17 protein-coding genes are annotated in these 21,602 nt (G+C 35.7%); 1 reads left to right on the forward strand and 16 read right to left on the reverse strand.

Translation table 11 applies throughout. The features are described from left to right. Window positions 1-72: 72 nt before the first annotated feature. The 12 genes from CG11_RS07875 to CG11_RS07930 all read right to left on the reverse strand — a co-directional run bounded on the left by CG11_RS07875 (window position 73) and on the right by CG11_RS07930 (window position 15,132). Complete coding sequence (locus CG11_RS07875) at window positions 73-804, reverse strand: GldM family protein (RefSeq protein ID WP_052594843.1); 732 nt, start codon at window positions 802-804, stop codon at window positions 73-75. Between the two features lie 12 nt (window positions 805-816). Then, a complete protein-coding gene (locus CG11_RS07880; protein WP_081909497.1) occupies window positions 817-1,212 on the reverse strand; it encodes a GldM family protein in 396 nt (131 codons plus the stop codon). A gap of 121 nt (window positions 1,213-1,333) precedes the next feature. Next, window positions 1,334-2,947: a GldM family protein gene (locus tag CG11_RS07885; RefSeq protein ID WP_052594847.1), complete on the reverse strand. Its 1,614-nt coding sequence runs from the start codon at window positions 2,945-2,947 to the stop codon at window positions 1,334-1,336. Between the two features lie 412 nt (window positions 2,948-3,359). Then, entirely contained in the window at window positions 3,360-4,241 is an 882-nt protein-coding gene (gene gldN / locus CG11_RS07890) for a gliding motility protein GldN (RefSeq protein WP_052594849.1), read from the reverse strand. Between the two features lie 116 nt (window positions 4,242-4,357). Continuing rightward, entirely contained in the window at window positions 4,358-5,995 is a 1,638-nt protein-coding gene (locus CG11_RS07895) for a GldM family protein (protein WP_052594851.1), read from the reverse strand. Window positions 5,996-6,138: 143 nt separating this feature from the next. Further along, a complete protein-coding gene (gene gldL, locus CG11_RS07900; protein ID WP_052594853.1) occupies window positions 6,139-6,747 on the reverse strand; it encodes a gliding motility protein GldL in 609 nt (202 codons plus the stop codon). A gap of 803 nt (window positions 6,748-7,550) precedes the next feature. After that, window positions 7,551-8,813: an SUMF1/EgtB/PvdO family nonheme iron enzyme gene (locus CG11_RS07905; protein ID WP_052594856.1), complete on the reverse strand. Its 1,263-nt coding sequence runs from the start codon at window positions 8,811-8,813 to the stop codon at window positions 7,551-7,553. Between the two features lie 231 nt (window positions 8,814-9,044). Beyond that, entirely contained in the window at window positions 9,045-10,016 is a 972-nt protein-coding gene (locus CG11_RS07910) for a type IX secretion system membrane protein PorP/SprF (protein ID WP_063833046.1), read from the reverse strand. Between the two features lie 171 nt (window positions 10,017-10,187). After that, window positions 10,188-11,141 carry a protein kinase gene (locus tag CG11_RS07915; RefSeq protein WP_052594859.1) on the reverse strand — a complete coding sequence of 318 codons (954 nt, stop codon included), beginning with the start codon at window positions 11,139-11,141 and terminating at the stop codon, window positions 10,188-10,190. Window positions 11,142-11,306: 165 nt separating this feature from the next. Further along, complete coding sequence (locus CG11_RS07920) at window positions 11,307-12,680, reverse strand: alkaline phosphatase PhoX (RefSeq protein ID WP_052594861.1); 1,374 nt, start codon at window positions 12,678-12,680, stop codon at window positions 11,307-11,309. A gap of 113 nt (window positions 12,681-12,793) precedes the next feature. Further along, on the reverse strand, window positions 12,794-14,068 hold the full coding sequence (locus tag CG11_RS07925; protein ID WP_156039694.1) for a hypothetical protein: 1,275 nt from the start codon (window positions 14,066-14,068) through the stop codon (window positions 12,794-12,796). Then, window positions 14,065-15,132 carry a DUF3089 domain-containing protein gene (locus CG11_RS07930; RefSeq protein WP_052594865.1) on the reverse strand — a complete coding sequence of 356 codons (1,068 nt, stop codon included), beginning with the start codon at window positions 15,130-15,132 and terminating at the stop codon, window positions 14,065-14,067. Before CG11_RS07930 ends, CG11_RS07925 begins: the two co-directional genes overlap by 4 nt. 326 nt (window positions 15,133-15,458) lie before the next feature. On the opposite strand from CG11_RS07930, the gene CG11_RS07935 reads away from it, so the two are divergent. After that, entirely contained in the window at window positions 15,459-16,523 is a 1,065-nt protein-coding gene (locus tag CG11_RS07935) for a hypothetical protein (RefSeq protein WP_052594867.1), read from the forward strand. 25 nt (window positions 16,524-16,548) lie between these two features. Here CG11_RS07935 and CG11_RS07940 read toward each other — a convergent pair whose 3' ends face one another. The 4 genes from CG11_RS07940 to CG11_RS07955 form a co-directional block, all read right to left on the reverse strand. Next, window positions 16,549-18,441 (reverse strand): putative porin, encoded by a 1,893-nt coding sequence (locus CG11_RS07940; RefSeq protein WP_052594869.1) that lies wholly within the window; start codon window positions 18,439-18,441, stop codon window positions 16,549-16,551. Window positions 18,442-18,947: 506 nt separating this feature from the next. Then, window positions 18,948-19,499 carry a hypothetical protein gene (locus CG11_RS07945; RefSeq protein ID WP_052594871.1) on the reverse strand — a complete coding sequence of 184 codons (552 nt, stop codon included), beginning with the start codon at window positions 19,497-19,499 and terminating at the stop codon, window positions 18,948-18,950. 184 nt (window positions 19,500-19,683) lie between these two features. After that, window positions 19,684-21,168, reverse strand: a complete 1,485-nt coding sequence (locus CG11_RS07950; protein ID WP_052594874.1) for a M56 family metallopeptidase — start codon at window positions 21,166-21,168, stop codon at window positions 19,684-19,686. After that, window positions 21,165-21,536, reverse strand: a complete 372-nt coding sequence (locus tag CG11_RS07955; protein WP_052594876.1) for a BlaI/MecI/CopY family transcriptional regulator — start codon at window positions 21,534-21,536, stop codon at window positions 21,165-21,167. Before CG11_RS07955 ends, CG11_RS07950 begins: the two co-directional genes overlap by 4 nt. Between the last annotated feature and the right edge of the window lie 66 nt (window positions 21,537-21,602).

Here is a 21,602-nt window from a genome sequence, read left to right on the forward strand (position 1 = left end):
ATTTGATTGATTATTATAAAGATATTTCTTTTGTAAAAATATCGACAGCGTATTAAGTTTTGTCAGCTTCTGCTATTTAATCTGAAATGCCAAGCCATTGATTTTTCTCCCAATAATATCTCCAGGGCAACGTACTTTTATATCTGCAAACGCGTATTGATCTCCTGGTTTGGCTTTTTTGATTACATCTGCAATAGTTCCCGTAAAACGTCCGCCAATCCCTTTATATTCCAGCACATCACAACTTTTACAAGCGTAATACAACGTATAGGATTGTATGGCACATCTTAGGTCCATATCAAAATTATTCAACCTTGCTACCAAACCTGGTTGAGCTTTAAATTCGCCCGACCCAATTAAGCCATTCATTTTATTTGCTAAAACAACAACAGGATCAGGGATTCGTTTTACTCTGAAATTAGCGGTTTGAGACTGACCAGTACTTTTATTAGTAACGGTTATGGTTGCTTGCCCAGGCTTCTGACAAGTTACGGTATAATGCCCGTTTCCTTGTTGGGTAATTATCGCTCCTTCTGATTTGATAGATAAGTTATTATGATCCAATCCTGATGCAGCTACCGTAATAGGGTTTTCAACACCGATATAAAATACATTCATCTTGTCTGCTGCTACCGCTAATGTTCCCATTCCTGAATTAGGGTCTTGCACACTAGTTTCCCCTATAAAACTATAATCATTACTAGGCGGAAAGACGCACAATAGCCCCTCCATAAAAACACTTAAATTACTAGCAAGCAAAATCATAAAAAAAGCTGTAACCCCTATTGATTTGATTGTGTTCATAAGCAAATCATTTTATCGTATTTTGAAATATAGGCTATTGGCAGGACGCCCAACCGTATCGCCTGGGCATTTTACTTTTACATCGGTAAAGGTATATTGGTCACCCGAAGCAGCTTGTTTGATAATTTTGTTCACCATCCCTTTGAATTTTCCTCCTTTCGCTTTTAGAACAATGGGATCTTTTCTTTTTGCTGTATAATACAAAGTATAAGAATCAATAAGGCATTTGGCATCAAAATCAAAGTTATCTAGCCAAGCAATTAAACCAAGTTGTGCCTTAAATTCAGCCGCAGTAATATTTCCAGTTTTATTAAAATTTGCAGTAGCAGGTACAGTACTCGTGCTAGACATCAATACAGTGCTCAATACCACTAAAGGTAAAAGCATCCTTCTTTTTGTGAATATCATAATTTTTCAGTTTAGGCAAAAGAAGGGCTATGCTGTTTTGGGCAGCACAATCTTCTCTCGATTCATTATTTAAAGGGTGGGCAGAATGAACTCCCCAATTGGAATAAGCAACAATCTTTTATTATCGAATTGTAAACGACAAACCATTGACACGGCGCCCCACAGTATCTCCAGGACATTTTGCTTTTACTTCTGTAAACATATAGGTATCACCAGGCTTTGCTTGGCGCACTACTTGAAGCACTTGTCCTGAAAATCTAGTTCCAGAACCTATTATTTCAACTGGATCTTGACGCTTTCTAGTATAGTACAATTTGTAACTTTGAATAGTACACTTAGCATTAAAATCAAAGTTTTCTAAATTAGGTATCAATCCTAATTGAGCTTTAAACGTTCCAGATTTAATGGGACCATCTACCTTGCCAGCACATTTAACCACAGGATCAGGAATTCGTTTTACTCTAAACTCAAAATCTGTTTTTGCCAAACCGCCTCCAGAAAGTGTGATTTTAGCCATTCCAGTTCTTTTAGCCGTCACTATACGTTTTGCACCTGAGCCCTTCATTGTAACCCCAGTACTCGTTACTTTTAGCTGAGAAGATGGCACCCCTGCTGCCGTAACAGTAATTGGATTTTCCACTCCTACATAAAACACATTCATTTGATCTGCCGAAACTGTTGCCGAACGCATCCCAACCTCATACTCAAATGTACTCGTTCCTGTTTTCACTTCACCTGTCAAAGGATTTCTAACTTTACAACCCAAAGTAAGTTTTTTACTACCTGCAGAAGTGGTGTTTTGAGTTAGAATAGCCTTTCCATCTGCTCCAATTTTCAACGGAGAACCATTAACGGTAAGTTGTATATTGGCAGGATCCAATTGAGAACTATAAGATCCCAATGAAATTTCTGCTTTAAAAGGTTCTCCTTTTATGACATAAGATTTTTCGGCATTGATAACAGGAAAAAACTGATCAATTACGATCGTTTTGCCTCCTGCAATCGCTGTCAAATCATTAACCATGGTAGCTTCTGCACTTCGGGCATTAGATTGAATTTGGCTCAACAAAGGCAACACAGCAGCCAAAGGCATTTGTCTAAATTTAAAATCTGCCCAACTTTTCTTATCACTATGTGTCCACTCATCGTCAATATTAAGCGTTATGTTTTTTTCTAAGCCTTTAATTTTCAGCTCTATTTCTTCTTCTTTGAGATCAAATGCTTTTCCATGCTCTCGCAATAAATTGGTATATAACTCCAACAAATGCTGTTTGGATGTTATAATCTTTTGCTCCAACTCATTGCCTTTGCCACCGTCTACTAAAATTCGAGTGGTGATGTCTTTATTTTTTTTGCCTTTAGGAACCATTTCCCCATGGCTCTCTATAAAGTCTCCATCATCTTTTTGACCATTTATATTTCCACCTTCATCAATCAATTGATCTCTGATTTCTTCAATATAGGTAATCAAAGCTTTGGTAGTGTTTCGAATGTCTTTTACAGCAGGTACAATTGGTTTAAAGTTCTGCTTTGATTCATCTGCTAACAATTCCTCTAAACCCTTTGCGGTCGCATCCAATTGCTTATTAACAATATTCATAGAGTCCTGATTTCCTTTATCTAAGGCAAAAAAAGCATTAATAATCTCCGCAGAAACATTTAAAGCTAACATAGCCGTTAACACTAAGTACATCAAATTAATCATTAACTGTCTCGGTTCTTTAGGTATTGACATAGTTTTATTTTTTCTAATTAATAAATAAACCCATGACAGCTAAATTTTTCTTTATACAACCCACCTTTTGTAGGCATATCTATTGCTTTTTTGTTAATCCATCATTTTAATGAAACAGATACATGATGTTATACTTGACACTAAACATAAATAGTAATTATCAAGTCAATAGGATCTATTTTAACCAATCACTAAATGCAATAATTAGCAGGATAACGGTAGGGGGTTATACTACAAAATTATTGTTAAAGAGCAATGATGAATAACTTGTATATCCTTATAATTCTACTTTTACGAAAGGTTACAGTTTGGAACAGCATAATTGTATTTTTATAAAAAAAAAATTGCCAACCCGCTACGCAGATTGGCAATTTTCATCAATATCAACTCTTAAAGAGTACTTTATCCGATTTTAATAAGACCAAAGATCATGCTCAAAATGGAAGATTTGTTCTTTAAGTTTATCAGATTCTAATAACATATCCATCGGATTTGTTTTGTAATCCTTGATTCTTCTATCATACACGTTAGATTCTTTGATAATATAAGAAGCAAACATTCTCGCTTCAAAAATATTTTCCCAACTCATACGTGCAGCATCATTATGAGGATTAAATGCCTCATGACGCGCTAGGATACTACGCAACTCAGGATAATAAGCCCAGAACATTGGTCCTGAATTTAAGAAGTTACCATTATTATCAACACGATCAATAATTGGCGCTAAACCTAAAATACGTACATCCAATGTAGAGGTTTCTTCATCAAAGAAGTACACCTCTTTGATACGATATTTTTTGATATCCTCTGGGTTCAAATCATTTACTACTACCTGTACAATTTCTTCGAATGTTTCAGGGTCAAAGGTAATGATTGTATCTACTGAGCTACCCAAGTTTTGCATTTCTTCTTGTGTCATAGCTTGAGAGAACTCATCATCAAAAGTATGATAAAGCGTAATATCTCCTGCTTTGGCATGTTGTAGAAGGATGTTAATAAATGGCTCCTTCTCATTTTTGAAAGGATGATTCATTTTCTCACGAATATCTATCAGACGCCAAATTCTTCTTTCCCAGAATACATCTTTTTCGTGGATGAAATCATAAGGGATAACTTGTTTCTCTGTATATAAATATCTGTCGTAGAAATTATCTCTTGGTTTAACTTGATCTGTGTTACCAGATTCTGTTACATTAGGATTGTTTTCAGGTTGAGCCCAAACAAATGCAGGCGTTATCACTGTTAGAACCAGTCCTAAAACGAAGAATCGTAAAAATTTATGATTCACATTCATTAGTTTAATCGTTTTGAGTATTACCGAATAATAAAATTACAAAAAGTTGGTTGCTTACGTTATTAATAACGCAAAACAACCAACTTGTATTTTATCAATCTCAAAAAAATTTGAAATTATCTAATCTTGAAAGTCAAACCGTTTACACGACGACCAGCACTATCACCTGGACATCTAGCTTTTACGTCTGTAAATGCATATTGATCACCTGGTTTTGCTTGTCTAACAGCAGAAGCAATTTGACCAGAGAAACGACCTCCTTTTCCTTTTAGTTCTACTGCATCTTGACGTTTACGTGTATAGTACATAGTATATGATTGTACTTGACATCTCGCATCAAAGTCAAAGTTTTCTAACCATGCAGCCAAACCTGGTTGAGCTTTGAACTCACCAGATCCCATTAAACCATCCACTTTCTTACCTAACTTTACGATAGGATCTGGAATACGTTTAACACGGAACTTAAATGGAAACTTCTTACCGTTTTTAGTATCAGTTACAGTAATTGTTGCTTCACCTGGTTTTTTAGCTGTTACGATATAGCTAGTTTTTCCTTTAGATTTCAAAGTACCACCAGTCATAGAAACTTTCATAGCTGAAGTTGTGATACCAGCAGCAGCAACTGTTACTGGGTTGTCAACACCAACATAGAATACATTCATCTTGTCAGCAGCAACGTTCACAGAAGGTTGACCTACTTCGTAAGAGAATTCTTTTTTGAATGTTTCTACCTCACCTGTTTGTGGATTTTTTACAGAGATAGTAGCTGTATATTTCTTCTCACCTACACTAGATCCAGAAGCTGTATACTTTGCTTTACCATCTACTACATTTAATCTGCTACCACCAACAGAAACAGAGAAATCAGCTTGAGAAGAGTACGCTCCCAATGCAATTTCTGATTCGTACTTTTCACCTAATAAGATGTAAGGCTTAGAAGACTGGGAAAATACGTCAAACTTATCGTAAGTCAACTCCATTTTACCCATTTGACTAGCCAAGAAGTTAATCACAGCAGCCTCAGAAGTTCTTGCATCGTTTTGGAATTTACGCAACATTGGATAAATCGCAGCTACTGGCATGTGCCCAAAAGTAAATTCTTCCCATGATTTACCTTCGTGTTGTTCTGGATTATATTTTTCGTCTGCAACTAAAGTCATTTCAGACTCCAAACGCTTCAATGTTTCGTCTTTTTTGTTTTTATCAGCAAAGATAGTTCCTTTGATACCACCATTGTCCCAAAGACCACCTACGAAATCAAGATAAGCTTGTTTTAGCTTTTTAATTTCAGCAGCAAGAATTTGACCTTGAGGTTCTTTTTTCTCACTACCATAGTCTCCAGATACAAAGATACGTTGAGGAGTATCTTTATCTTTTTTACCAATAGGTTTTCCTGCCAATTCAGGATGACCTTGTGACTCAGCCTCTTCAGCAGTATAAGCTCCACCAGACTCTTCTACCATACGCTCTCTCAAACCAGTAACGAAAGTATTGAATCCAACAGTAATATTTTTAGCCTCTTTTGCTTTTTCTACTAAAGGTTGGTATTGTGTTTTAGTTTTTGCAGTTTCCGCCATACTCTCAATAACACTGGTTACGGAGGCCTCTACAATTTGATTATTTTTCTTTATACCCTTATCGAGCATAAAAAACGCATTTATGATTTCAGCTGATACATTCAACGCTAACATAGCTGTCAAAACCAGATACATCAGGTTAATCATCAGCTGTCTTGGTTCCTTAGGAATTGACATGCTTCTTTTTTTTTTGTCTAATTAATGTTTTTTCTTCTGTTTTCTCCAATCAGATTAAATGGTTTCCATACTGAAATCAACTATGGTTATAACGCATCAATCTATTAAAGTTACAGTTTTTTGCCTCTTAAAAAAGAAAGATATTATCCTTTCATAGCAGTTAGCATACCACCGTATACTTTGTTCATGCTAGATAAGTTACCATTTAATTTCTTAAGCTCTTCTCTGTAAACATTTACGTCTTCAGCAGAATCCGCAACATTTTGAATAGCGTTAGAAAGAACAGATACAAATTTACCAGTCTCTTTAGTTAATTTTCCTACATCGTCAAAATCAAGACCAGCAAAGATATCCAAGCTCTTCATAGTTTTAGACATAGTTTGTAACTCTGCTACCATTTGGCTTTGTTGAGACTCCAATGGAGTAACAGCAGTTTTCATTCCGTTCATTGCCTCAATTAAAGCTTCTGGATTTGCAGATCCACCACCACCGTTACCAGCTTGGTCGCTAATATCTACACCTGCTTTATCCAACCCTGGGTACAATTGCTCCCAGTAGTAATCTTTGTGTGGAGGAAGTACTCCTAGCATTAAGAATAGGCATGCCTCTGTAATTAGCCCAACAGTTAACATCTCAGATGCAAAAGGCCAACTTTGAATCTTAAAAAGAGCACCGACAAGTACAACAGCTGCACCCACACCGATGATAAGATTCTTTACATAAGCAAACGTTGAAGAATGTATGAAACTCATGATTTAAAAAAGTTTAAAAAGGTTATATAAAATATAAAATAAAGGGTCTCTAGAAAGAATTCGGATGGTGTTTTTGTTGATAAAGCAAAACATCACTTTCCAAAAACTTTCGTAAGTATAACACTATTTTATATAAAGGTTACACTTTTTGAAAAAAAAAAAGTTTTTTTTTTCAAAAAAAATGCGTCTTAAACAGTTTACACCTTCGATTCATAAACAGATAAAGCAATTTATCCAAACTAAATTTTGTCTTTTTTTTCATCCTCAAAGTTTCCTTTCTATTTGCCTGTTTTTTGTTTTATCAAATGCTATTTTTAGCACCTCCTACAACAATAAGCTAATCAACAAAATACACATAAATATTTTGATTTTTAAAATTATTTTTTTTAAAGTAGAACACTTACTTTTATTTTTTTTGAAACGATAAGAATGTACACCAAACGATTGCAATTAAAATCTTATTTGGTCTTTGCTAAAAGACATGTTTCTAACCTTTTATTTTGATAAAAAAAGGAAATTCTATTTTTTCGACTATTTTGTCAAATTTTTGACATAAAATGCTGTTTCTAAATTTTGGCATTTCTCCTATTTTGGATTCAAACGAGGAAATTTATTTATAAAAGACAAGATTTTGTGTCTAAAGAATCGAAACAACTAGCAACAATAATTCCTACTCTAGATTACTAAATAAACATACAAGAGCAATATAAATTTGACCTGTAAGTAACCTTCATAGAATAGAAAAAGTCGTATTACTCATTCGTGAGCAATACGACTTTTTTATTAGAATCAAACGGACTAGTTTAGTTAAAATCATTCATTGAACGTCCCAAGAATGTCAATACATTACGGAAACCGATGTATGATTTTGTTGTATCTTGGAATTCCCAGTGACGAGTTCCTGTTTGAATATAATACATAATATCTTTCCAAGAACCACCGCGAATTACTTTACGCTTCCAAGCTGTAGGATCTTCTTCTTGAGCATCAAAACGAATATCTGGTTGCAAATCGTGCAAGAAAGCATAAGCATTCTCATAATAAGCAGAAGAAGTCCACTCTGCTACGTTTCCAGACATATTGTATAATCCATAATCGTTTGCAAAGTAAGCATCTGCACGTACTGTGTACAATCCACCATCTGCAGGATAATCTCCACGACCTGGTTTGAAGTTAGCTAACAAACATCCTTTGGCATTACGCACATAGTAACCTCCCCATGGGTAAGGTGCCATATCATGCCCACCTCTTGCAGCGTATTCCCACTCATGCTCTGTTGGCAAACGGAAATCTTCTGTATTTACTTCTTCAAAGTTGTTCCAAAGGTTTGTTCTCCAGTAAGAGAAAGCATTTGCTTGTTTCCATGCAATACCTACAACAGGATAATCATCAAAAGCAGGATGCCAGAAGTAGTTACGCGTCATTGGCTCATTATAAGAGTAAGAGAAATCGCGAATCCATACTAAGGTATCTGGATAAATTCTTGTTGCATCTTTTTTGATATAATCTGAACGATTGTGTTTTTCTTTAGAATGTCTGTTATAGTCATCAGACCAAGAGAAATCTTGTGCCGCTCCTTTCCAATCGTACCATTGGTAATCAAATACCAATTGACGAATATCTAAGTTACGAGAGCTACCAAATTGTTCATCTCCTTGATAGAACATTCCGTCTAGTTCTCCACCAGCAGAATAATCTAACTCTTGTTCCCAATCTACTCCTTGGATTCCTCCAGGATAATCTCTAGTATGGCCCAATTGAATGTGAGCAATAGAATCGCGTACCCATTCTACAAATTGACGATACTCATTGTTTGTAATTTCGGTATCATCCATAAAAAATCCTTGAATAGAGATTTGTTTTGGACGTTGTACTAAAGAAGAATTTACATCTTGATCACTTGGTCCTATATGTAAAGTTCCAGAAGGAACATACTGCATACCATAAGGTTGGATAGGCTTCCATGTTGGTCGTTCTAATATCCCCGTCAATTGACCAGATTCTACTTTTGCACATGAAGCAAAAAGTAAAGTGATGAATAAAATAGCTAAAATTTGTTTTTTCATGTTCGCACCCGAGTTTAAAACCGTTTTTCTTAAAAAAGCACTAACTATATTTTATTGGAAAGGCGACCGCAAATATAGCTGTAAAAAAGTTAGTTATCAAATAAAAGGCTTGTTTCTTATCAGACAAGGCAACATCTGATGATAATATTAGAAACGTGTTTTGATTACTAACGGTAATAATGGTCTTCTTATTATCTACTTTCGTAAACTTTCAAAGTTTTTTTTGTGAAATTATAAAAATCTAGGGTTATAGATAATTTTTGAAGGTATTTCTTTCCCAATTTTTTTATTAAGATTGTAATTTAACACTACTTCATGAGATCCACTGTTGTAAGATTGAAGACTTCCTACAGACAAATCATAGGAGTAGGCTAACATTATATTTTTGGTAATTTGCATTCCTACAAGAAAGACAACAGCATCTGTCGAAGTATTATCATACCCTCTAAACGCTACTCCTCCAAAAATATTGTTGTTCCATTTTAAAATAACGGCAATTTCTGGTTGAAATTTTATAAAATCTGTTTTTAAGAGAAAAGAAGGGTGCAAATAGAACTTGTCTGTCAACTTGATATTTCCAGCAGCACTAAAGAAATAGCCTCTATTGTAAGTTACAGAAGCATCTGTTGCCAAATCTAATGTAGGCTGGGTCAGATTAATAGCAGCTACTCCTATTTCAAAAAAACGATGTTTGTAATAAGCCGCGGCATCCATACTAAAAGACATTCCTGTTTCATTCGCTATTGGCACATTAGGATCGTTGTGGTCAATTCCTAGTTCGTAGTTTCCTTCGGGTGTAAGCAACTTAGAACCGTCCAAACTTTTTTGCAAAAATCGCCCTGCCACTCCCAACGACAGCTTTCCACTTTTGCCTAAGTCTACAATATAACTGTAAGAGCCTCTAATGGATAAGTTTTGATAAGCTCCTATGGCATCGTATTCAAATCCCAATCCAACTCCACTACTGATATATTCAATTGGCAAATGCGCATTAAAATTGATATTAAGAGGACTACCAGGAAATCCGACCCACTGTTTTCTAAATACGCCTGTTATACTAAGCGATTCATCTAAGCCATTATAGGCATTATTATAAGCATACTTATTTAGCATGTACATAGAATATTGAGTCGGTTGCTGCGCCCAACTTTTTGTTGTGATAAACAATAAACAACCAAACAGTATATAGTTAAGTCTTTTCATAAGTAAAATTATAATAAGTGTTTGCTGATCTATTTTAACAAACCACCAACAAACCAGTGATAATTAACAGTTTTTTTTAGTTTGGTTACACTAATTCCCTAAAACTATACTAGCAGACTCAATTTCCCAAGACTAATTTTAAGCAAGGTACCTTTTATAAAGAAGCTCTCTTTATCCCAAATAATAGCCTAGTATTGCTGCTAAGATAAATAGTAGAACAACCTGCCACCAGACTACAGGTCGATTGGGTTTTCGCAAAAATCGTCTCGTCTCAATTGTCTCCTCTTCTTCCAAAACTAAAGGCACATGAGTTGGTGGTTCCCAGTTTTTTATGACCGCAATAATTTCTCCACAATTGCCCCAGCGCATTTCTTTTTCTCTTTTAAGGCACTTTTCGACAATTTTTTGATAAGGTTGCGGGATTTCATCCAACAAACCTAATTCCCAATCCTCCTCTCCCACAATTCTATCTTGTATTTTAGCATTGGTTAAACTGGCGCTTTTCTCACCAAAAGGCAAACGTCCTGTCCACAATTTATACAACAATACACCATATGCCCAGATATCGGTTTGCTCACTAACTTCTGCCGTCTGCTCAAACTGCTCAGGTGCTAGGTATTCGTAGTCTGAAAAAAACGCTAATGGAACTTTATTTTTGTTGCCATAATTGATAAACACAGGAACATAATTACCAAACTCTTTTTGCAATAGAATATGCCTAGCAGATAAATTTTGCCACACAATTCCTTGGGCATGCAGATAATAAAGTCCATCTAAAACTTGATCTGCAATCAACTTCTTGTCTGCGTTTTCTAAGTACAGTTGTTGGTTTAAATCTCCTAAATTTAACAATGGCATCAAGGCAATTGTTGTTATAATCCCCTCTGCAAAACGATAATTTTCCGAATAAGGCATTAAGTTGGGATGTTCCAACTCCTTAGCTGCGTGATATCGCTCCTCAAAAATCCCTTGATCAAAGTTAGGATGTACTTCACTAATTTTGGCTGCCCAAACCTTATTTGTTTCTTTATCTATAGTCTTATAAACGCTCCCAAAGTTTTTTTGGTCCAGTGAGGCGGTTTGATCTACCTCGTATTTTTCAAAAAAATCCTTTAAAGTTTTCATTGGTATTTCTTCCTTCGTCACGATATTAACGATATGCTATACAATTTTGGGACAATCATGGTTCAATTCTTATTGTTTGTTCTCAACCTTTCAACAAAGCTCTTCTATTTTATTAGATTTGTCAAGTCCCCTTTTGTTTTTGTATAGAAGTTATAAAAAACGGTACTATTCATGCCATTTACTCCAATCACCTGTAATTGCTAAGGTCAAGCCAGGCACTTGAATATTTACAAATAGCGTTTTTCCCGATGGAGAAAAACAAACACCTGCAAATTCGGATTGATAACCTATGTTTTCAGCAATTTGATAAAATTTTCCTTTGGGAGTAATTCCAAAAATTCTCGGCTTAATCCCATCCTCACAAAACACCACATCGCCCCAAGGGGCAACTGTTAAGTTATCACAATACCTAAGAACAGAAGTATCGTTGGGTTCTGCGTACAACTCTAATCTACATTCATTCCCTTTTCGTTCCTCCTTATACGTACCCTCGTATTGGCTTGGTATATACTTAAAAATTTGCCCTGTTTTTAGTTGACCACCATTGGTACAGGCAAAGTACAGTTCTTTTTCACCAAACCAAATCCCCTCTCCTCGTGCAAAAATAGCACTGCCTGCGGCATGTCCACGAATCCTCAGATCATCTTTGTCTGTATCTACATCTTCCATATCAATCCACTTAACAGCATACTTTATTCCTGGTTTTAGCCGAGCTTCGTCCCAATTGCGCGTATCCATTCCTGATTTCCAAACAAATGCCAATGCTTGCAACTTACCACGCTTGTGCAATTCTCCTTTTACATTTGGAATAAAACGATAAAACAGACCTTCGTGTCTATCTTCTGTTAAATAAACAATACCTGTACGAGGATCGACCGCAACAGCCTCGTGATTAAAACGCCCCATAGCTTTGAGAGGCACAGGGTATTTTAATCCTATTTTTTCGGTTGCAGGCACTTCAAATACGTAGCCATGCCTTTTTTCATGTACGTCATCTTTAATATAAACGTATTCCTCACAAGTCAGCCACGATCCCCAAGGTGTCACCCCTCCAGCACAATTTCGCCCAGTTCCTGCCAAGCTCATAAACACTTTTTCTACTTGTTGTGTTTTTTCATTATAAATACTAGTAGTAGTCCCTCCCAAATGAGGATACTTATTATATCCCATGTCATAAATTCGTTTTGAATTTGCTCGGTGCAAATATTGATTGCTATATCCAAAGGGCGAATCGGTCAAATAGCCTGGTGAGTTTTCATGATTTCGAATTAAAATGACTCGACCATTTTTTCCTTCAAAAGTTCCCATTCCATCCCCTCTTCCTGGCAACAATAAGCCATCGTGCATGGTTGAGCCTTTCTCTGCAATAATCTTAAAAGAAAACCCTTTGGGTAATTTCAATATTCCTTGATCTTCTAAAGGTCCATACCCATTTACCAACAAATCGTGTTTGAGTTCATGTGCAAAAGTTTGCAATCCAGAAAACCCTAAACTGACAGCCCCCATCATTTTTAAAAAACTTCTACGCGTTGATTTCATATTGTTTATTTTAAGAAGTAGTTAGCGATGCTGCTACTTCGTGGTCGTTGATTTTTTAAGCTATACCAAAGATGGCATCTCCAACCATGGCAATAGCATTTCGTTCTTTAGGCTTACTCCTCAAAACCATGTTTCTTTTTTTTGTAACAAATGACTGCAAGGAATACTAATATTGTTAAAGATAATAATTGAAACGTCCATCGCCAATTACCAACTCGTTTTTCTGCTGCTTGGATAGGAACAACATTCGCCCATGCAATAAATGCATCTGCAATGGGTTCCATTCCTAGTACATATCTTTTCTCTTCATTAGAAGTATAAGCAACACCAAAACTCTCTATACAATTTCTCAAACCTACTGCTGTTTCTGTTTGGTTGTATAGTGCCATTATTCGTTGCCCTACTAATGATGCCGCTCCCCCTATCTCTAAAATAATTGGTCCTGAATCAACATCTTCCATCCCTTTCTTTCCTTTAGGATATTCTCGAATCCCAGGCAAGCCAAAACGATAATCTAAAAATTGCTTTTGGTATTTTTCAAATTGTTTGCGAGCAAAAGTAGTATCTAAATCCAATAAGAAATTAAGCATTAAACTTTGTGATGACCCCTTAGCTCCTTCGATCACTTCTCCTGTTTCAAAATCAACTTCATGAGGAATTAGTCCCGTTGTTGTATCCAAATGCTGTTCTACTTGTCGCAACCATTCTTCAACAAAGTTTTGATAAATGGGAGTATCTAGTTGATTGTATAACCTCAACGATGCTATTGCAACAACATTATCAGCAGGCCAAGCCAAACCTTTGTAGGACTCCAAATAAGTTTTGCCGCTTGTTTTATATGCCGTATAAATCTGCTTTGATTGTTCTTTGAATTGTTCATACTGTTCAGAAGGAGGATCTAAAGGGGCATGAAGTAACAACTTCTGACCCAACAAGTAGTTTTTCCAGCCCAAGTAAAAAATACCACGTTTAGGAGTTAATGCATACGGAAAGTTCATTCGTGCATATTGACTATCCAGCTCGTCCAACACCCAATTTATTTTTTTGAGCCCCAAAACTCTTGTTGGGTGTGTAGAAGGGAGTTCTGCTATAAAATCTGCCCACGTTAAGCCATATAACACATTGAGAAAAATAAATCCTTCAGGATATTTTTCCTGCGCTAACTTACCTCCTCCCTTTTCTAACATAGTTCCAAGGTAATTGAGTTGATAATGCACATCTTTATTAATCCCCTCTGTATAAGTTGGCTGATAAAACAACCGAACATTAAGGTAAATTAACAATAGGCATACTAAAAAGATTAGTAGGTAAAGTATAAAACTAACGACAAGCTTTAACATGCCTTTAAAAAAGTGCATCAATGACTGAATTTTACGGAGATGTTTCATTCTTGCAAATTAAGTCTCGATTGAGCTTCTGAGTGACGTTTGCTCTGTTCATAAGCTTGGATTCTATCTCTTGCATTTTCTCTAATATTCTGAAAAAAGAAACTATAATCGTACAAGTGATAATTTCCTTTTCCCATTGGCATTTGCAACGTAGACTGATTGGCTGGAGGCGTAATTTTCAAAGCATCATTTTCTATTTTTGCATCACAATAATCTAAAATAATTTCATCTATTTTTGTCTTTTTGTTGGGTTGTAGCGCCCCTAAATTTTCTGTTTTGGAAACGTATGTCGTATCTAGATTCCAAGACAAAGGATTGACACACACAATCGGTTCTCCTTCTCCAATTTTTTCAACCAAACTCAATTTGGGATTCCCACTTTCCGTGTTCCACGAAACAAGGCAGCCCGTTTGGGTTGCCGTAGAACAAACGCCAATGGGTAAACTTTCCTTTACATAATGTTCTTTGATGGGCCAACCTAGTACATAGGCAACGATCAATTTGGATTTTATCAAAGAATCTTGCAATACTTCTGCTAACAAGCGTTGACTGTGGTAAGAACCTTGACTATGAGCAGCTAAAATAAAAGGTCTACCTTCGTTCAGGTGTTCTATATAATAGTAAAACGCTTTTCGAACATCTTGATAAGCTACTTCCAAAGCTTTTTTGCCATTCTCTTTTTTATCAACAAAAGAATAAAAAATAGCTTGTCGGTACTTCGGTATAAACATTCTACAATCTTTATAAAATGTGGCAGCTTGATAATTTAACGGCAATACCCTCGTCCTCCAATTAACATGCTCATCGTCCAACGCTTGATTCCATCCTTTGCCTGTAATATATGTGGTAGGGTGCACATAAAATACATCTGTTGTTTTATCTTCTCCTCTTAGATGGGGTTTGTGCCAATTGTTATGATCCGAATAATCGGGCGCTGGCGGAACCTTCTCCGTCTGAAACTTAACTGGTGGTTTGATAAACACCATCAACGACAAACGACTGCAAGAAGTTAACAAGGTGCAGTTGATTATTAGTATAGATAATTTTAAGAGACTAGTTTTCATCGTTGGTATATTTTGATTAGAAGAAGGTAAGATATTTATTATTATTTTTTTTTATTTTAACAATTTTTAATTCTATCTAGTTTATCACAAGAGTTTTAACTGTTTCATCAATCTAATTAACCAACTTCCTGCACTAAGGATCATCCCCCATAGATTTTATGTAAAAAAATACTATAGCGCACCATATAACCCTATTTGCGATAATCATTGCTATATCTAAAATAAATTTAGTTGAGAAAAGTCAATTATTTTTTGTACCTTTCCGAGTGTATATTTTTTTAAGAATTCACTTTGTTTTGTTGTCAACAAATTAACTTCCTTCCAATATGAGTTTCCATTCTGCATTTGATGCTTTTGTTCGTTCTTGCAAACAATACCAAAAACAGGTTGATGAAAAAGGACTTCATTTTAATGAGCCTTATCAATCCATCTATTTGGATATTAATAAAGTATTAAAGATTCATACCGAACAGAAACTTGAATTAGAAGCCATGGCAGCAGGGGAACAAAGCGCTCCTGGTTTTCCTACCTTGACACCTGCTAGAAGGGAGTATTATGAGCTAGAAGCAGAGGTTCCTTCTTTTTTGGCTAATGGAGGTACAGCATATTACTACCTGCAACGTTACAAAATCGCCTGTACCTACTTGGTCAAAACGTTTAGTTATTCGACTTATAAAGGTGACTGGGAAAAAATGCGTCATTTGGGAAGCTGGTTAGCAGCTATTTATAACCAACAACAACAAAGCAACTCTAAAGACTCTTTAGAAAATAGCTTGGAAATCATTAAAGATTTAGGTGACTTTGATAATTTGGATATCAAAGAATTGCAACGCTTGGAGGAAGAGGTTCGCAATATTCAAGCTTTATTGGTAGAAAACTCTAACCTACAAGAAGAGTTGACAGCTGAGGATGCCAAGTTGTTGCAAGAAGCTGCAGATTATATCAAAACCAAAGAAGATGTATTAAAAGGACTGCCTGAAATAGATGATAGTTTTAAATACGACGAACCGCCTGTGATCGAAGTGGTTGCTTATCGTTGTAAACAACTAACTGTTTTGCTTGACCATTTTCATGAAAACCACCCTAAAGAAACGCTTGTCACCGAACTAACAGCCTTCAAACAAGAATTGCGAGATAGCTTTGATTTGCACGTTGGCATTTGTGCTGATATTTACAATTCGCTTATCGATGCCTTGGGATCATTACAATCGTTAGACATTAAAAAGCTTTGTACAATACTCCACAAGGGATTAGAACAATTTCTGAACGAAGAATTTTTGTACGAACGTTATGGTTCTACAATCTCCGTGAATCACATTGTCGCTACCCAAGGTATCCCCGATACGATTCACTTGGAAGTCTTATTACTAATCGCTATAGGGGCTATTTAAATAAGAAGTCGTTCAACAATGGGTTCTAATCAAACAAACGCCAAGAAATGCCAAAACGCACCACAAAATTTGTCACAGGATGACGATAGGCAGTTGCATAATTTCGTTCGTAAACAAAATACAGCAAATTTTCAGCCCGTGCAAAAAATCGGAATTGCCAAATTCGGAAACTAGCATAAAAATCTAAACGAGGATCAATGCTTGTTGTAAAACTGTTTTGATTGTAAAAAGCCCCTGTTAGAGGAGCGTATCCATCTGCCTTATAAGGCGTATGATAATAAAACAAAACTCCAACTTTTGCCAACATCGCACGTTTAAATATATAACTTTGGAAATACAAATTATGCTTTAGCAACAGCTCTGGCAATCGAACATACTCTTCCCCTGCCAAAACAGGCTGCCAAATGACTTGATTGTCTAAGTTCAACTTCCAAATTCTAAAATTCCCCTGTGCTTTTACTTGTAAAATATTGACAGATTCTGTCGCTTGATGTACCTGACTAGAGTCATAATAAATCCAATTGCTCAAGGTGTGATTGAGTACCTCGCCTTTAAAATCTAATCCCCAGTTTTTCCGATCTAACTTGTAAGTATAAGTTCCTCCAAAATTAATTTCTTGAACCTGTTTGAATAATAAATTATTATCCCAAATTTGATCCCAAGATACATACAGTTGTCGATCTATCAAACTAGGCTGGTAGCGCTGAAACAAGGCACTCCCTTCTAAATAACCCAATACCCCCAAGTCATATCCAACACGACCTTTAGCAAAAAAGTCCAACTGTCTTTCTGCCCAAGTCAAACGCCCTTCTAACCTATATTTAAATTTAAACTGAGGATTGTTTTGGGCAATCAGCCCGGCTGTTATATTGTGAATATCAAACGTGATTGGCTCTTGATATACAGCATTCCAACTATGGCGGACATAGGCTTTTACCCAAAGTGGTGCTGAAGTAAGACTACCTCCCAATGCTTGCCTAAAACTCAATTCGTTTTCTAATAATTGATGCCTTATAAACTGCCTTATGCCTCTAGGATTGACATAAGCGATTCCATAGATTGCGCCATTGGTTGGAGGCAATTTATCAAAAAATTTATATCGGTTAAATTGGTAGGTTATTCGATGACTCCACTCATTTGTAGCAGCTGTTTTAGCTTTTATAGAGTCTGTTTTATTGTTGTACAAAAAATGCGTATAACTAACTTCGGTAAGGTTATATTGTGTTTGAGCGGTTGTACTGTTAACATTGACATTTGCCAAAAAATCTGTTCCTAAACCAATAACAGTATCTTGCAATACACCTCCATTATTTTCATGTTTAATGGCATTGGTAAAAAAGTTGAGATAACCATGGTACTTAAAGTCATTGGAAAAAAAACGAAGGGTTGCCCCTACATTTTGATTTCGTAGTCGTTGATGGCTAAAAAAACCTGTTTGGTTCGCCAAACTATATTGTAATGCTAGATAAAAATTTTCGCTAAATTTATGGGCAAAATCTGCTTTTACAAAGTTGTTCTTTTGATTTATTTGCGAATAATACAAATCTGTATAAGGGCGGTTATCTTTTATTTGATAATACTTTATATCGTTGCGTCCTAATTGATATAACTTAAATTGGTCTAAGCCCACTCTAAATCCTCCTTTTAGTTCAGGCTGATAGACTAGATCAAAACTTGGTGTTGCCAACAACCCTGTTAAACTTACGTACCATTTTCTTTCGTTCCAAGTTGCATTTACCTCTTCAAATTCATATAAACTTGAATCTACTAGTAGTCTTTCCGTAGGATTGGATAAGTAAGTGTAATAAACCTTTGTGGTATCTCCTATAATTTTTATTTTCTTACTCTTTCTAGAAGCAACTCTCTGCTGTGCTTGCAAATCAGACGTTTCAGCAAATAGACCAATGAAGCAAATCAACCTGAGTATTAATCTACCTTTGGTTATATAATCGTTATAATTGACCAATGTAATTTAAATTTATAGTTAGGACTCAAATTCCAAAATTACACAGTTTTCAAGAAAGTTCAGCTTTTTTCGGAAATAGCTAACATTACTTTATTAGATTTTAACATTACATTCCTAATAATTAATAGTTGGTTATGTTGCTTAGTAGTTCGTTGATTAGTTCGCTACGCTCATGAGGGCGCAAGCTTAGTTTTTTACTTTTTTACCAAAAAGACAAAAAAGCACATTTATATTAGTTTGATAATCAATTTTTTAACGAAAAACACAATAAAGCTATAACTTGTTAATTATCAAGCTAATAAGGTTTTTTAACGAACTTTTGGTTGCTAGTCTATGTTTTTTACAAACTAGTGTATAACTTTAGTAAAAAAAAGCGAAGCCTTTCTAGAAGACTTCGCTATCAAGTTTTATTTATAATTGGTTCGTTTGCTTTGTTTAATGCTATTCTCTGTTAGAATCTAAAACGCATAGCGTGCTGTAATAGCAGCCTCGTCGTACCAGACGCCCAAGTACTCAAAAAAGTGGAAACTAGGCTTTATATCTGCTTGCAAGGTTAATGGAATTTTCTCAAAAGTATACTCAACACCTGCAACAAAATCAAGCCCTGTTAAAACATAGGGTCGAGTATCATCATCAAAATAAGGATGATCTACATAGCCTCCCCATACACCGACATGTCCACCACCACCAATAAACCAATTAAACCCTCTTACCCTTCCTATGGGAAAATGCCATTCGAATAAAGCGGTAAGGTTAACGCCTGGTGTAGTATTCCAATGTCCATAAGCATATCCTCTTGGGACAGGACCTCTTCTATAAGGTCCAAAATAGCGGCTGGTTACTAAGCCTTCAAATGCGACACGCTCTGCAAAAAAATGCTTTAAAGAAAATCCATAGCTAGGTCCTAATCGACCACCTATTGACGTATTGTAATTTTTTTGGGCATGCGCCTGTTCTGTACTCACTAACAATAAAATGGTAGCAAGCAATGTACTAATTGCATATTTCATAAACTAAAAATTTGTTTTGTTCTATGAACGATTATTATCTATAAATTCGTGTGTTTGGATGTATAATTTTATCATTAAAAATTATACTGATAACAATCATCACTGAGTATCTGATTAGACCTGTAAATAAAACACTTTTTTAGTCTTTTTGTTTAAAATCAAAAGTTTTTTTTAATGACAGCAGTTATCTATCCGCTCTAAAACGACCTTCTTTTTTGAGTCTCTCTACCTCCTTATTGGCAATTGAAACATAGGAAGCATCTATCTTATCAGCCTGTTCTTTTGACATCAATGCACGAGTGGCCACTAAACGTGCTAAATCTTTTTCTTCAAGTCTTTTTTCTTCGTTTGGTTGAGCATTATAATGTCTTATAATAGCATTAAATTCTTCCATCATTCCTACGGTTGCCTTCCTTTTAGGAAACTTTTTAGGTTGAGCTTTAGGTGATGGATAAGCCTCTGGGAATGGCTTTGGACTTGGTGGTGGTGGTGGCGCTAGCGGAGTTGGAGGGCAAGGTGGTGGTGGTGGCGGCGGTGGAATGTCTCCATTAGCAGCCATACTAATTCGTACTTTATTATCTTGATCTAAATACACCAATGTTCCTTCAGGAAGAGGTTTTAGTTCCTTCGATTGATCTTGCATTGGTGGCGGTGGTGGCAACATACGCTTCTTTTCCTCAGTTAAGGTATTATAAGATTTATATACCTTCTGATCCTTGTTTCTAGAAATTACAAAGGTTGCATGTTGAAAATACATCTCTTTCAACTCTAGTTCTTTTTTTATCTCCGTTTTACTTGGAGTTATTTGGGCTTCTACTTTGTTGCTAAACAAAACTAGTAACCCACAAAATAGCGGTATGGTCATTGAAGCAAGGGAATACGCCTTTAACCATGAAGTGTTTTTTGTCATCATTGTTAAACGTTTTTTAGTTGATAAAAAATTAAAATTACTGGTTAGTGATACAGATTGTTTTTGTGCTATTTTATCTAGTAAAAGATGTTGGTAGGAGGCTATTGTGGGGAACTCTTGAATCACTTGGCTGTCTGCTAAAAATTCGTGATTGAGTTGAATTGCTTTTTTATACAGTATTAAAATAGGATTAAACCAAAAGAATACTTGAAGCACTTCTACCACTAGTACATCTATGGAATGCCATTGACGCACATGAGCGAGTTCGTGTAAGTACAACTCTTCTTCTATCTTTCCCATCCGATATAACTCTTCAGAAACAAAGATGTATCGACCAAACGTATATGGCAGATTATTCCCATGCAACAAAACTAATTGGGCACCTCTAAAATTTACCTGCTGGTGCTTTTTAATTGTTTGCCACAAATTATTCAAGTGATAGCTCAACCGAATCATCAAAATAAATACAACTATGCCATACCCCATTGTCAGATAATACATCCAATTCCAACTTTTTTCTTGAGGTACATGATTCGCTGTCATTATATTTTCATCGAACAAGTACACAGGTATAGACTCTATTTCTGAAACAATTACAGTGTATTCAATACTAATAAGTGGTACTATAAAAGAATACAGCAATCCAAATAACAAAAACCACCGATTAAATACAGCCATTTTTTCTCGTTCTAAAAACAATCGATAGCCCCCTAAAATAAGTCCTAGGCACAATCCTGATTTTAAAATATAAAGCATCATTCGTCTTTCTTTTTAATCTCTTCATCAATGACTGCTCTTAAGGCTTCCAATTCGTCTTTTGTCAAATCTGTTGATTGTGTAAAAAAAGAAGCAAATCGACTGGCAGAGTTTCCAAAAAAATTTTGAAGCAAGCCTCTAAAGTGCTTTCCAAAATAATCCGACTTACTAACTAGAGGATAGTACTTTCTAGACTTTCCAAACGTTTTATAATCTATAAATCCTTTGTCTCGAATTCTCTTTAGCAAAGTAGCTATAGTTGTTGTTGCTGGCTTAGGCTCCTCATAGGCTTCTAGAATGTCTTTCATAAACGCATTTTCCAATCGCCAAATATGCTGCATTAGTTCTTCTTCTGTCTTTGATAATTTCATAACTAGTTGTTCTTATTCTATAATTTAGTAGTTAGCTGCGCTGCTACTTCGTGGTCGTTGATTTTT

This window comes from Aureispira sp. CCB-QB1, assembly GCF_000724545.1.
GTDB lineage: Bacteria > Bacteroidota > Bacteroidia > Chitinophagales > Saprospiraceae > Aureispira.